General features: G+C 71.0%; 11 protein-coding genes. 6 read left to right on the top strand and 5 right to left on the bottom strand.

Features of this window, described 5'->3' with window-relative positions; all coding sequences use genetic code 11:
• Nucleotides 1-144: 144 nt before the first annotated feature.
• From AAFO60_RS05020 to AAFO60_RS04995, 6 genes are all read left to right on the top strand, one after another.
• The gene (locus tag AAFO60_RS05020) at nt 145-1,509 is read left to right on the top strand and encodes a GH1 family beta-glucosidase (RefSeq protein ID WP_347955053.1); all 1,365 of its coding nucleotides are present in this window, start codon (nt 145-147) and stop codon (nt 1,507-1,509) included.
• A complete protein-coding gene (locus tag AAFO60_RS05015) occupies nt 1,506-2,792 on the top strand; it encodes an MFS transporter (protein ID WP_347955052.1) in 1,287 nt (428 codons plus the stop codon). Before AAFO60_RS05020 ends, AAFO60_RS05015 begins: the two co-directional genes overlap by 4 nt.
• Before the next feature lie 135 nt (nt 2,793-2,927).
• Entirely contained in the window at nt 2,928-4,004 is a 1,077-nt protein-coding gene (locus AAFO60_RS05010) for a beta-ketoacyl-ACP synthase 3 (RefSeq protein WP_347955091.1), read from the top strand.
• A gap of 313 nt (nt 4,005-4,317) precedes the next feature.
• The gene (locus tag AAFO60_RS05005; protein WP_347955051.1) at nt 4,318-5,337 is read left to right on the top strand and encodes a beta-ketoacyl-ACP synthase III; all 1,020 of its coding nucleotides are present in this window, start codon (nt 4,318-4,320) and stop codon (nt 5,335-5,337) included.
• Nucleotides 5,338-5,380: 43 nt separating this feature from the next.
• A complete protein-coding gene (locus AAFO60_RS05000; protein ID WP_347955050.1) occupies nt 5,381-6,988 on the top strand; it encodes a peptide chain release factor 3 in 1,608 nt (535 codons plus the stop codon).
• Between the two features lie 10 nt (nt 6,989-6,998).
• Complete coding sequence (locus tag AAFO60_RS04995; RefSeq protein WP_347955049.1) at nt 6,999-7,712, top strand: hypothetical protein; 714 nt, start codon at nt 6,999-7,001, stop codon at nt 7,710-7,712.
• A gap of 66 nt (nt 7,713-7,778) precedes the next feature.
• Here the strand turns inward: AAFO60_RS04995 and AAFO60_RS04990 are convergent, their stop codons facing one another.
• From AAFO60_RS04990 to rsmA, 5 genes are all read right to left on the bottom strand, one after another.
• Nucleotides 7,779-8,780, bottom strand: a complete 1,002-nt coding sequence (locus AAFO60_RS04990; RefSeq protein ID WP_347955048.1) for an enoyl-CoA hydratase/isomerase family protein — start codon at nt 8,778-8,780, stop codon at nt 7,779-7,781.
• A 167-nt stretch (nt 8,781-8,947) separates the two neighbouring features.
• Nucleotides 8,948-9,532, bottom strand: a complete 585-nt coding sequence (locus AAFO60_RS04985) for a DUF4282 domain-containing protein (RefSeq protein ID WP_347955047.1) — start codon at nt 9,530-9,532, stop codon at nt 8,948-8,950.
• A 139-nt stretch (nt 9,533-9,671) separates the two neighbouring features.
• Nucleotides 9,672-11,486, bottom strand: a complete 1,815-nt coding sequence (locus tag AAFO60_RS04980; RefSeq protein ID WP_347955046.1) for an ABC-F family ATP-binding cassette domain-containing protein — start codon at nt 11,484-11,486, stop codon at nt 9,672-9,674.
• 62 nt (nt 11,487-11,548) lie between these two features.
• On the bottom strand, nt 11,549-12,472 hold the full coding sequence (locus AAFO60_RS04975; protein WP_432211690.1) for a 4-(cytidine 5'-diphospho)-2-C-methyl-D-erythritol kinase: 924 nt from the start codon (nt 12,470-12,472) through the stop codon (nt 11,549-11,551).
• Nucleotides 12,469-13,365 carry a 16S rRNA (adenine(1518)-N(6)/adenine(1519)-N(6))-dimethyltransferase RsmA gene (rsmA, locus tag AAFO60_RS04970; RefSeq protein WP_347955045.1) on the bottom strand — a complete coding sequence of 299 codons (897 nt, stop codon included), beginning with the start codon at nt 13,363-13,365 and terminating at the stop codon, nt 12,469-12,471. The genes AAFO60_RS04975 and rsmA overlap by 4 nt, the downstream gene beginning before the upstream one ends.
• Between the last annotated feature and the right edge of the window lie 61 nt (nt 13,366-13,426).

Raw genomic sequence — 13,426 nt, 5'->3', positions numbered from 1 at the left:
CTGCGCGGCCGCGGCCGGCATCGGCCGCCGACCACAAATCTGCGCGACCGGTGTCCTGTGCGCCTCGGATCGGCGATGATGACTGAAGTCATGTCGATCGTTCGATCAACATGCGCGTCACAGTCTGAAGGAGTCCACCCCGCCATGACCCCGGCCGCCGATCCCGCCCAGCGCGACCTGCCCGCCCTCCCCCACCCGATCCGATGGGCCGCCGCGACCGCCGCCTTCCAGATCGAGGGCGCGCGCACCGAGGACGGTCGGGGCCGATCGGTGTGGGACACGTGGGTCGAGACCCCCGGCAAGGTCGTCGACGGCGCCACCGCCGAACCCGGCCCCGACAGCTACCACCGCTGGGCCGACGACGTCGCCCTCACCGCGGGGCTGGGCCTGGATCGCTATCGCTTCTCCATCTCCTGGACGCGCGTGCAGCCCGACGGCACCGGCGCGGCCAACACCGCCGGTCTGGACTACTACTCGCGCCTGGTCGACGGCCTCCTCGAAGCCGGGGTGACCCCCTTCCCCACCCTCTTCCACTGGGACCTTCCGGTACCGCTGCACGAAGCGGGCGGCTGGCTCTCGCGCGACACCGCGGCACGGTTCGCCGACTACACCGCGCTCGTCGCCGACCGGCTCGGCGACCGCGTCGAACACTGGTACACGATCAACGAACCGGCGATGACGACGCTGCAGGGCTACGCGGTCGGCGCGCTGGCGCCGGGCGAGTTCCTGCTCTTCGACGCCCTCCCCACCGCACATCACCAGTTGCTGGCCCACGGGCTGGCCACGCGAGTGCTGCGCGAGGCCGGTGCGCAGGCCGTCGGCGTCGCCAACAATCACACCCTGGTCCGGGCGCTGCACCCCGACGACCCCGCCGACCGCGCCGCCGTCACCGCCTACGACATCCTGCACAACCGCGTCTTCGCCGACCCCGTCCTCACGGGCGCCTACCCCGACCTGTCGCAGTTCGGGCACGCCATGCCGGTCCGCGACGGCGACCTGGACGTGATCGCCGAACGCCCCGACTTCTACGCGGTCAACTTCTACAACCCGACCACCGTGACCGCCCCGACCGGCGCCGACAACCCGATCCCGTTCGACATCGTTCCCACCCCCGGCGCCCCGGTCACCGGATTCGGGCCCGAGTGGCCGATCGTCCCGGAGACGCTCACCGCACTGCTGCTGGACTTCACCGAACGCTATCCGGGACTGCCGCCGCTCATCGTCAGCGAGAACGGCGCGTCGTTCCCCGAACCGGACCGCGCGGGCCGCGTCGACGACGCCGACCGGATCTCCTACCTCGACGGACACATCCGGGCGGTCGGCGCCGCCATGGCAGCCGGGGCGCCCGTCGAGGAGTACACCGTGTGGTCGCTGATCGACAACTTCGAATGGGCCGACGGCTACACGCAGCGCTTCGGACTGGTGCACGTCGACTTCGACACCGCCGAACGGACCCCGAAGGCCTCATACGACTGGTATCGCCGGGTCATCGCCGAGAACCGCCGGTGACCGCGCCCGCGCCCGTCGGGCGCCGCTGGATGACCCTGTTCACGCTCGCCTGGCTGGTCATCTGGATGGCGCAGCTGACGCCCCTGCAACTGCTGCTGCCCCTGCAACTCGACCAGCAGACCGCCGAGGGCGGCGACCGCTGGATCCACAGCGTGGTGGTGTCCGGTCTGATCCTCGGCATCGGCGGCCTGGTCGGCGTGATCGCCGGACCGCTCGCGGGCGGGGCGTCGGACCGCACCGACGGCACGCGGATGCCGGCCCGACTGGGCGGGCGACGACGGATCTGGGCGCTCGCCGGCTGCTGGGGTACGGCGGTCTTCCTCGCCCTCACCGGGCTCGCCCACCAGCCGTGGCTGGTGGCGATCTGCTGGATCGGGGTGTCGGTGTCGATCGCCGTCGCCTCGGCGGCGTTCACCGCGATGATCCCCGACCAGCTGGCGCCGCAGCAGCGCGGCGCCGCCTCCGCGTCGATCGGCTCGTCGCAGGCCCTGGGCATCGTGCTGGGCGTGGGCCTGGTGGTGGCCCTCGGCCTGGGCGTCATCGCCGGCTACCTGGTCCTGGCCGCCCTGGTCGCCGCAGTCGGCACCTGGGCCGCCTTCGGCCTGCCCGACCCGACCGTCCCCCGCAGCGAACTGGCCGTCGGCGACGCCGCCCGTTCCCGCTGGGCGTCGCTGCGCGACCGCGACTTCTGCTGGATGCTCGGCGGCCGCCTGGTCGCCAACATCGGCAACGCCCTCGGCACCTCGCTGTTCCTGTTCTTCCTGCTCTACGGCCTCGACCAGGAAAAGGGCGCCGCCGAGAACAACCTGCTCCTGCTGATCGTGGTCTACACCGTCTTCGTCGTCGGCAGCTCAGTGATCTTCGGGCTCGTCTCCGACCGCCGCGGGCATCGTCGGACGCTGACCGTGGTCTCGGCGTGCATCCAGGCCGGCTCCGGTGTCGTCATCGTCGCCCACCCCACATTCACCGCGACGCTGATCGCCGCCGCCCTGATGGGCGTCGGCTACGGCGCCTTCATGACCGTCGGGCTCGCATTCGCCACCGACCTGCTGCCCCACGAGCAAGATCACGGCCGCGACCTCGGAATCGTCAACGTCTCGGCGGCGCTCGGCCAACTCATCGGCCCGATGGTCGGCGCCGGGCTGGTCGCCCTGGTCGGCGGCTTCTGGCTGGTCTTCGCCGCCGCGGCCGTCCTGTCCCTGGTCGGCGCGGCGATGACACTCGGCGCACGCGAGGCCGACGCGGACCTCGCGCAGACCCCACCGGTCGGTTGCGTCGACTGACCCGGCACGACCGGAATACTTCTCGGAAGTAGAATTGCGACAGAGCAGTCGGCGCTGACGAACGCCGCACGGATCACAGAAACGGACGACATCTTGGCGACTCTGGTCACCCCATCGGGCCACGCAAACGTGGCGATGCTCGGCATCGGCGCCTACCGGCCCAAGCGATTGATCACCAACGACCAGCTCTGCCGAGTGCTTGACTCGTCCGACGACTGGATCTTCGAACGCAGCGGCATCCGTGCCCGCCGCTGGATCAGCGGCGACGAGACGATGCGCAGCATGTCGGCCGCAGCCGCCGACCGCGCCATCATCAACTCCGGCATCGACCGCGACAAGGTCGACATGCTGATCCTCGCCACCAGCAGCTGGCCCTGGAACGTGCCGCACGGCGCCCCCATCATCGCCTCCGACATCGGGCTCAACGGCATCGCCGCCTTCGACGTCGCCGCCGGCTGCGGCGGCTTCGGCTACGCGCTCGGCGTCGCCGCCGACGCCATCCGCGCCGGCAGCGCCACTCACGTGGTGGTGATCGGGGTGGAGACCATGTCGGTGGGCCTCGACCCGACCGACCGCAGCACCGGCTTCATCTTCGGCGACGGCGCCGGCGCCGTCGTCGTCGGTCCCAGCGACGTCAACGGCATCTCGCCCATCGTCTCCGGCAGCGACGGCGAGAACGCCGAGGCGATCAAGCAGAACTACGACACCGTCGAATACATGGCGCGGTCGGTGCAGTACCAGTCGCTGGACCCCCAGACCGATCCGGTCGGCCGCATGATCATCAAGATGGAGGGCCCCCGCGTCTTCCGCTGGGCCGCCATCACCCTGCCCAAGGCGCTGACCAAGATGCTCACCGAGTCCGGCGCCGGTCCGGAGGACATCGAGGTCTTCGTCCCCCACCAGGCCAACGCCCGCATCAACGACCTGATGCGGAAGAACCTCGGCCTGCCCGACGACCTGCCGATGGCCAACGACATCGAGAACACCGCCAACACCTCGGCCGCCTCGATCCCGCTGGCGATCGAAGAGATGCTCGCGACCGGAAAGGCCAGGGGCGGCCAGCTGGCCCTGCTCCTCGGCTTCGGCGCCGGCCTGAGCTACGCGGGATGCGTCGCGACGCTGCCGCCCGCCCCGACCGTCTCGTCATTCGACGATCTCGATGACAGTGACGCCGGGCCGCTGGCTCTGCATCTGGCGGGGATCGTGGATTGATCTTCTCTCCTTCCTGTTGAGTTGATGTTCGCCGGATGGAGGGCGGCGACACTGTTCTTCGGTAGTCCTCGGCGCTCGCCCCAGGGGCTCGCGCCTGCGGAGGACTCCGAACAGTGTCGCCGCCCTCCATCCTCGTTCCGCTGTTGCCGGGCGACGTGCACCCCCGCGGCTGCATCATGCTTGCGGGGCTTTGCTTCCAGCGTCGGTCCGGTCTTCGTGATCTCTGCTACTTCCGGGTAACCGGGGCGGCGTGAGACCGTCGAGAAACAGGCGTGTTCTCTTGGGCACGCAAGCCGAGCATGGGAGAGCAAGCATGGCCGAACTACCCGACGCAGTAGGCACACAGAAGATCGGAATGCTCGGAATCGGCGCGCACCGCCCCGAGCGCGTGGTCACCAACGAAGAGATCTGCCAGACCATCGACTCCTCGGACGAGTGGATCTACACCCGCACCGGCATCAAGAGCCGCCGGTTCGCCCGCCGCGACGAGACCGTCGTGGAGATGGGCGTCAACGCCGGCCGCAAAGCCATCGCCAACGCCCTGCTGTCCGGGTCCGACATCGACGCGGTCATCCTCGCCACCAACACCCATCTGCTGCTCACACCCGCCGGCGCGGTGAAGATCGCCACCGAACTGGGCGCCAACGGGGTGCCCGCGTTCGACGTGACGGTCGGCTGCGCGGGCTTCGGCTACGCGCTGGGCCTGGCATCGGACATGGTTCGCGGCGGCAGCGCCACCAACGTGCTGGTGATCGGCGCCGAGCAGCTGTCGGTGACGCTCGACATGACCGACCGGTCCAACTGCTTCATCTTCGGCGACGGCGCCGGCGCCGTCGTGGTCGGCCCCACCGAGAAGCAGGGCCTGGGCCCGGTGGTGTGGGGCAGCGACGGCACGCAGTTCAACGCCATCCGCCAGGACATCGACTGGATCAGCTACATGGACGGCGGCGACATCGCCAACCGCCCCTACCTGCGACTGGAGGGCACCGCCGTGTTCCGCTGGGCCGCATTCGAGATGGGCAAGGCGGCCCAGCGCGCACTCGACGTCGCCAAGGTCGACGCCTCCGACATCGACGTCTTCGTCCCCCATCAGGCCAATTCGCGGATCAACGACCTGCTGGCCCGCAGCCTCAAGTTCGGCGAGTCGACGGTCGTGGCGAACGACATCGAGAAGACCGGCAACACCTCGGCCGCCTCGATCCCGCTGGCCATGGAGGATCTGCTGTCGACCGGCGCCGCCAAGCCCGGCGACACCGCCCTGCTGCTCGGCTACGGCGCCGGCCTGAGCTACGCCGCCCAGGTCGTCACCATGCCGCCCATCCCGTTCGAGTAGCGGTGGTTTCGCCCTGGCCGCGCGGAACCGATAACTTAGACAGGTGAGTTCTGAGGTCATCGCACGCGAGGTGAAGCGCCGTCGAACCTTCGCCATCATCTCCCATCCGGACGCCGGTAAGTCGACGATGACCGAAGCGCTGGCGCTGCACGCCCACATGATCAGCGAGGCGGGCGCAGTGCACGGCAAGGGCAGCCGGCGCGCCACCGTCTCGGACTGGATGGAGATGGAGAAGGCGCGCGGCATCTCGGTGACGTCGACGGCGCTGCAGTTCAACTACACGCCGGAGTCGTCGACGTCGGACCTGCCGAACGTCATCAACCTCGTCGACACCCCCGGCCACTCGGACTTCTCCGAGGACACCTACCGGGTGCTGACGGCGGTCGACGCCGCGGTGATGCTGATCGACGCGGCGAAGGGTCTGGAGCCGCAGACGCTGAAGCTGTTCCAGGTGTGCCGCCATCGCGGCATCCCAGTGATCACCGTGGTCAACAAGTGGGACCGGCCGGGCCAGACGCCGCTGGAGCTGATCGACGAGATCAGCGAGCGCATCGGCCTGATCCCGACCCCGCTCTACGTACCGGTCGGCATCGCCGGCGACTACCGCGGGCTGCTCGACCGGCGCACCGGGGAGTACATCCACTTCGAGCGGACGGCGGGCGGCGCCAAGATCGCCCCGGAGATCCTGTTCTCGGCCGACGAGGCGCTGGCCCGCGAGGGCGACGCCTGGACGGCCGCGTGCGAGGAGAGCGAACTGCTCGCCGAGCTCGGGCAGGACCACGACCAGGAGATGTTCCTGGCCGGACAGACCTCGCCGATGATCTTCACCTCGGCGATGCTCAACTTCGGGGTGCGGCAGCTGCTCGACGCGCTCGTCGAGTTCGCGCCGCCGCCCCGCGGGCGCGAGGACGTCGACGGCACCGCACGCGAGGTGACCGACCCGTTCAGCGCGGTGGTGTTCAAGGTGCAGGCCGGCATGGACACCAGCCACCGCGACCGGCTCGCCTACATGCGGATCGTCTCGGGAGAGTTCGAGCGCGGGATGGTCGTCACGCACGCGCAGACCGGCAAGCCCTTCGCGACCAAGTACGCGCAGGCCGTCTTCGGCCGCGACCGCTCGACCGTCGACACCGCGTTCCCCGGCGATGTGGTCGGGCTGGTGAACGCGATGGCCCTGGCGCCCGGCGACACCCTGTACATCGACCCGAAGGTGCAGTACCCGCCGATTCCGTCGTTCGCACCCGAGCACTTCTCGGCGCTGCGCGTGACCACCGCCGACAAGTACAAGCAGTTCCGCAAGGCCGTCGACCAGATGGACGCCGAAGGCGTGGTCCAGGTGCTGCGCAACGACCTGCGCGGCGACGCCTCCCCCGTCATGGCCGCCGTCGGCCCCATGCAGTTCGAGGTCGTCACCGCCCGGATGAAGGCGGAGTTCAACGTCGACACCATCGTCGAACCGCTGGGCTACGCGCTGGCGCGGCGCACCGACGAGGCCAGCGCCCCCGAGCTCAACCGGCAGCGCGGCGTCGAGGTCTTCACCCGCAGCGACGGCGCCGTCCTGGCGCTGTTCTCCGACAAGTGGCGCCTGCAGTACATCGAGAAGGAACACCCCGACCTGCTGCTGGAACCGCTGGTCGCCGCCGCCGACTAGTCGCCCGCCGATGACTCCCGCCCACCGACGGACCGGCGCGGTCCTCGCGGTCCTCGCGATGTGCGCGCCGCTGGCCGCCTGCGGCGCCGACGAGACGCCGGCCGCCCCCGTCTCCTCGGCGCCGCCCCCGCCCCCACAGGCGGTGACCCGCACGCTCGCGGCCGCGGACTGCGCCGCGACCGCCCCGTCCGGCCGCATCGTGCGCAGCGGCTACGACCTGCGCTATTCAGCGGGCTCGATGAAGGTCGCCGTGGCCACGGCCGGCCGGCCGGCTCGATGCGTCGAGTTCAGCAAATCCGGTCGCGCCGACCCCAACGTGCCACCCGACACGCTGCTGTTCACCTTCGCCGGTGGTCGCGGCGAGGGAGCGCAGCTCGAGTTCCTGGCCGTCGACCTGGCCGGCGGCGTCCTCCCGTGGCCGGTCGGGGCCTCGGCGCGGACGCCGGGAGCGCCGATCACCGCGACCGTCGGCGTCTCGGTCGGCGGCGCGTTCTACCGATCCGACTCGTGCACCCTGACCCTGACCATGGCGAATGAGACGAAGGCCGCGGGACGCTTCGAGTGCCCCGCCGCACTGACGCAGGCGGAGAATCCGATGGACCCGAACGACGACGTCTCCTACGACGAGCCGTCGGCGCCGGCCGCGCCGGGCGCCCCGATCCCGCCTGCCGCTGCGGCACCGGCGACGGCGACGCTGTCCGGACTGTTCACGATCTCGAAGTAGCCGCGCCGGCGCGCGAACCTCCCGCCGGCAGCGGCGACGTCGAGAGGAGCGCCCAGTGGCGTCGGGTCAGAGGCCGGCGATCGCAGCCGCCGCGACGGGGTCGACCAGCTCCACCGAGTCCGGCGAGAACGCCGGGCGACGGTCCTTGTCGACGAGCACCGCGCGCACCCCCTCCACGAAGTCCGGGTGGGCGGTGATGCGTTCGGCGGCGGCGAGCTCGCGGTCCAGGCATTCGGCGAGCGAGGAGACCGCGCCTTCGGCGATCATCGTGGCCGTCACGCACAGGCTGGTCGGTGACGCCCCGGCCATCTGGTCGACCATCTGCGCTGCCCACTCGTCGCCGACCGCGCCGCGGAGTCCGCCGACGATGGCGACGGCGTTGTCGTCGTCGAAGTACTCGGCGATCTTGCGCAGCGGCAGGTCGGAGACGACCGGCCCGCGATGGTCGGCCAGGACCTCGCGCAGCGGCGTCCCGCGGCGGATCGCGTCGGCGACCGCGTCGATTCGCGCCGACGGCACCAGATGGGTGGCGAGCCCGACGGCGACGGCGTCGGCGCCGCCGATCCGGGAGCCGGTGAGGCCGAGCCACATGCCGACGCCCTGCGGCAGCCGCGGAAGGAAGTAGGTGGAGCCGACGTCCGGAATGAAGCCGATCGCCGTCTCCGGCATCGCGAACAGCGCCTTCTCGGTGACGATCCGGACCTCGCCGTGGACGCTGATGCCGAGGCCGCCGCCCATCGCCGGGCCGTCGACCAGCGCCACGTAGGGCTTCGGGTACTCGGCGATCAACTGGTTGAGCCGGTACTCGGCGCTGAAGTACCGGGTCACCTCGGCCGGCTCGCCGGCCAGCACGTGGTCGCGGATCGCGCGGATGTCGCCGCCGGCGCAGAACGCGCGGTCGGTGGCGGAGGTGACGAGCACGGTTTCAACGGCGTCGTCGTCGCCCCATTCCTCCAGCGTCGCCTGCATGTCGTCGATCATCGTCAGGTCGAGCGCGTTGAGGGCGCGCGGGCGGTCCAGGACGATCTCGCCCACGCTGCCGTGGACCTCGGTGCGAATGTAAGACATGCGGTCACGGTATCGCAGCACGGTTGCGAAGACCTGCGCCCCGCCCAACATCGCGGTCGGCCTCCGGTCACCTCGCGGCATGCGACGAGGGCGCCGAAACCACTGTGCGACAGTTGGTTTCGACGCCCTCGCAGGCCGGGTCCGCCGTCGAGACGACGGGACGGCGGTCAGTTCTTGGCGGTGTTCTCCGCGATCCGAGCCGTGTTCTGGCTGATCTTGAAGATCGAGATGTACAGCTCGAGGGTGACGCGCGCCAGGATCAGGTAGAGCAGGTACACCAGCGGGACGAAGATCAGCGAGCCGAGGGCGACCCACAGGCCGCCGTCGCTGAGATTGCTGAACCCGGCGATGATGCCGCTGAGCAGGATGATGACGGCGGCGATGGTGAAGACGATGGTGATCACCATGTACAGCACCGGGATGACGCGGGTGGCGACCATCTTGCTGAACTGGAAGTCGAACAGCGCCGAGAAGAACGAGCCGCTGTCCTCCGGGGCGGGCGGACGCGAGGCGGGCTGCGGCTGGCCGTAGGCGCTGTAGGGCTGGCCGTAGGTGCCGGGCTGCTGCTGACCGTACGGCTGCTGGCCGTAGTGCGGCTGCTCGGCGTAGCCGCCCGGCTGACCGGCACCGGGCTGGCCTGCCCCGGGCTGACCCCCGGGCTGACCTGCGCCGGGCTGCTGGCCGTAGGGCTGGCCCGGCTGCTGCTGACCGTCGGACGGCTGGTTGAACGGGTCGTTGGGCGGGGTCGTCATTCGTCAAACCTCTCAGGCAAGGGTGCGGTCGCACGCCCGGACGGCGTCGCTGCGTGGAATCAACGTAACAACCGTGCGCCGACCGTGCACGCTCCCGTGCCGAGCCGATAGTCCGAATTCGTGTCGGGGACCGCCTGATTCAGGACTCGAGCAGATCCGCGGCCGCCATCCACTCGGCCTCGGCCTCCTCCTTCGCGGCGACGACCTCGCGAAGCTTCGCATCCAGCTCGGTCAGCCGCTGCGGATCGACGGCGGCGTCGACCATCTCGGCGTGCAGCTTCTCCTCCTGCGCCGACAACTTCTCCACCTGCCGTTCGGCGCGGCTCAACGCCTTGCGGGCGGCCTGATGCTCGGCCGCCGACAAGCCGGTGCCCGCCGGCTTCGCCCCGACCTCGGGGGTCGTCGCCTTGCGCGCCGGAACCGCGGCCTGGTCGGCGGCCCGTCGTTCCAGGTACTGCTCGATGCCGCGCGGCAGGTTGGTCAGTCTGCCGTCGCCGAACAGCGCCCACGTGCTGTCGCAGACGCGCTCGATGAGATAGCGGTCGTGGCTGATGACCACCAGGGTGCCCGCCCACGAGTCGAGGAGGTCCTCCACCTGCTGCAGGGTGTCGATGTCGAGGTCGTTGGTCGGCTCGTCGAGCAACAGCACATTGGGCTCGCTCATCAGGACGCGCGTGAACTGCAGGCGTCGACGCTCACCACCGGACAGGTCGCCGACCGGCGTCCGCTGGCGCGCCGGCGAGAAGCCGAGGCGTTCGGCGAGCTGACTGGCCGACAGCTCCTTGTCGCCGAGCATCACGGTGCCGGCCACCTCCTCGACGGCGTCGAGCAGGCGCAGGGTGGGATCGAGGTCGTCGAGTTCCTGGCGGAGCCATCCGATCGCGACGGTCTTGCCTTCGATCCGTCGTCCCGGCGCCACCGGCACCTCACCGGCCAGTGCCCGCAGCAGGGTGGTCTTGCCCGAGCCGTTGACGCCGACCAGGCCGACGCGTTCGCCGGGAGCCAGCCGCCAGGTGGTGTCCTCGAGCAGCACGCGGCCGCCCTCGTCGCCGGTGCTCGGCGTCTCCAGGTGCGCGTTCTCCAACTCGATCACGACGCGACCCAACCGGCGCTTGGCGAAGGCCGACAGTTCGACGGAGTCGCGCGGGGCGGGCACGTCGGCGATCAGCTTCTCGGCGGCCTCCACCCGGTAGCGCGGCTTGGAGGTGCGGGCGGGGGCACCGCGCCGCAGCCAGGCGAGTTCCTTACGTGCGAGGTTGCGGCGGCGTTCCTCGGCGGCGTCGGCCTGTCGGGCGCGTTCGGCGCGCGCGAACACCCAGTCGTTGTAGCCGCCCTCGTACTCGTCGACTCGCCCGGAGTGGACCTCCCAGGTGCGGGTCGCGACGGTGTCGAGGAACCAGCGGTCGTGGGTCACCACGATCAGCGCGCTGCGCCGGTTCACCAGGTGATCGGCCAGCCAGTAGACGCCCTCGATGTCGAGGTGGTTGGTGGGTTCGTCGAGGATCAGCAGATCGGCGTCGGTGACGAGCGCGGCGGCCAGCGCGGTCCGGCGGCGTTGCCCGCCCGACAGCTCACCGACCTTGCGGTGCAGGATCTCGTCGACGCCGATGCCCGCCAGGATCCCGCGGATGCGAGCGTCGCCCGCCCACTCGTGCTCGGGTCGGTCGCGACCGACGACGGCGTCGGCGACGGTGGCCTCCGGGTCGAGGTCGCCGCGCTGGGTGACGGTCGCGACGTGGATTCCGCCGGCCCGGGAGATGCGGCCGTCGTCGGCGTCGGTGATGCCCGCGAGGATCTCCAGCAGGGTGGTCTTGCCGCCGCCGTTGAGGCCGACGACCCCGATCCGCTCGCCTTCGTGCACACCGACGCTGACCTCGTCGAGCAGCGGCTTGATGCCGAAGCTCTTGCTGATGCGTTCGGCATTGATCAGCGAGGTGTTGGTGCGGGGGGCCATCGGTGCTTCCGTTCGTTCGATCGGCGGATGTGATTGTCGGTGGTGAGGTCGGCGGGTCGGCTTCAGGTGCCGGGTACCAGGCGCGCCCCGGCGACCGGACCCGACGCGGTCCGGATCGCCTTGGCCACGCCCGAGCCCGACAGCTCGGCGGCCACCCGGACGGCCGCGTCGGCGTCGGCGCACAGGAAGGCGCAGGTGGGCCCCGAACCGGAGACGATGCCTGCGAGGGCCCCGGCTTCGCGGCCGGCGCGCAGGGTGCGTCGCAGCATCGGCTGCAACGACAGCGCCGCGGGCTGCAGGTCGTTGTGCAGCAGCGGGGCGACCGCGGTCACCTCCCCGGACGCCAGCGCCTGCATCAGCGCGTCGGGGCGCGCGGTGCCCGCCGCCGTCGGCTGGTCGGCGTCGCCGCGGTCGCGGAGCCGGTCGATCTCCCGATACACCTCGGGCGTCGACAGCCCGGTTCCCGACACCGCGAGCACCCAGTGCAGGTCGCCGCGGTGCAGGACCGGCAGCAGCTGCTCGCCGCGACCGGTGCCCAGCGCGGCGCCGCCGACCAGGGAGAAGGGCACGTCGGAGCCGAGGTCGGCCGCGATGGCCTGCAGTTCGGTGCGCGGCAGATCCAGTCGCCACAGTCGCGCGGCGGCCAGCAGGGCGCCGGCGGCGTCGGCCGAACCGCCGGCCATGCCCCCGGCGACGGGGATGTTCTTGTCGATGGTGATCGCCACCCGCGGGTCGGTGCCCGCGTGGTCGGCGAGGGCGACGACGGCGCGCGCCGCGAGGTTGGTGGCGTCGGCGGGCACCTGCCTGCGGCTCTCACCGCGCACGGTGACCGACAGCTCGTCGGCGGCGCGCACGGTGATGTCGTCGTACAGCGACAGGGCGCAGTACAGCGTCGAGAGCTCGTGGAAACCGTCGGCGCGCAGCGGGCCGACGCCCAGGTGGAGGTTGATCTTCGCGGGGACCCGCGCGGTGGTGCCGCCGATCACCGGGCCGCTCCGCCGGCCAGCCCCGCCTGCTCCCCGGCCTGTGCCAGGCGCACGAAGTCGTCGATGCCGCAGCGCTCTCCGCGCAGCCCCGGGTCGATGTCGGCGGCCCGGAGCAGGGCCTCGGCCTGCGGCGCACTGCCCGCCCACGACGAGAGCGCCGACCGCAGGGTCTTGCGCCGCTGCGCGAAGGCCGCGTCGATGGCGGCGAAGGTCCGCGCGCGCAGGTCCGGGTCGGTGCCGAAGGCGTCGCGCCGTTCGATCCGGACCAGTCCGGACTCGATCTTGGGCTCGGGCCAGAACACGTGCTTGCCGATGGAGCCGGCGCGGGTGACGTCGCCGAAGAACCGCGCCTTCACGCTCGGGACGCCGTAGATGCGGCCGCCCGGGGTGGCGGCGAGCCGGTCGGCCACTTCGGCCTGGACCATGACCAGCGCCACCCGGATGCTCGGGAACTGCCCCATCAGGTGCAACAGCACGGGGACGGCGACGTTGTACGGCAGGTTCGCGACCAGCGCGGTCGGCGTCTGCGGCAGATCGGCGGGGGTCACGGTGAGCGCGTCGGCCGTCACCACTTCGAAGTTCGCCGCCTGGGCGGGCGCGAACTCGGCGATCGTCTGCGGGAGTCGGGCGGCCAGCTTGCGGTCGATCTCGACCGCCACCACCCGGCCCGCCTCGGCCAGCAGGGCCAGCGTGAGCGACCCGAGCCCCGGCCCCACCTCCAGCACCACGTCGTCGGCCCCGATCCCCGAGGCGCTGACGATCCGACGGACCGTGTTCGCGTCGTGCACGAAGTTCTGTCCCAGGGTCTTGGTGGGACGGACGTCGAGTTCGGCTGCCAGCGCGCGGATCTCGACCGGGCCGAGGAGCCGCGGCGGATCAGGGACGGTGTTCACCTGAACATTGTGACTGATGGACCCCGCCGAACCCCATTCGCCGGCCGGGTCGCGGCCCGCG

Source organism: Gordonia aichiensis (assembly GCF_039946255.1).
Taxonomy (GTDB): domain Bacteria; phylum Actinomycetota; class Actinomycetes; order Mycobacteriales; family Mycobacteriaceae; genus Gordonia; species Gordonia aichiensis_A.
This window is presented reverse-complemented; position numbering and strand designations above follow the sequence as displayed.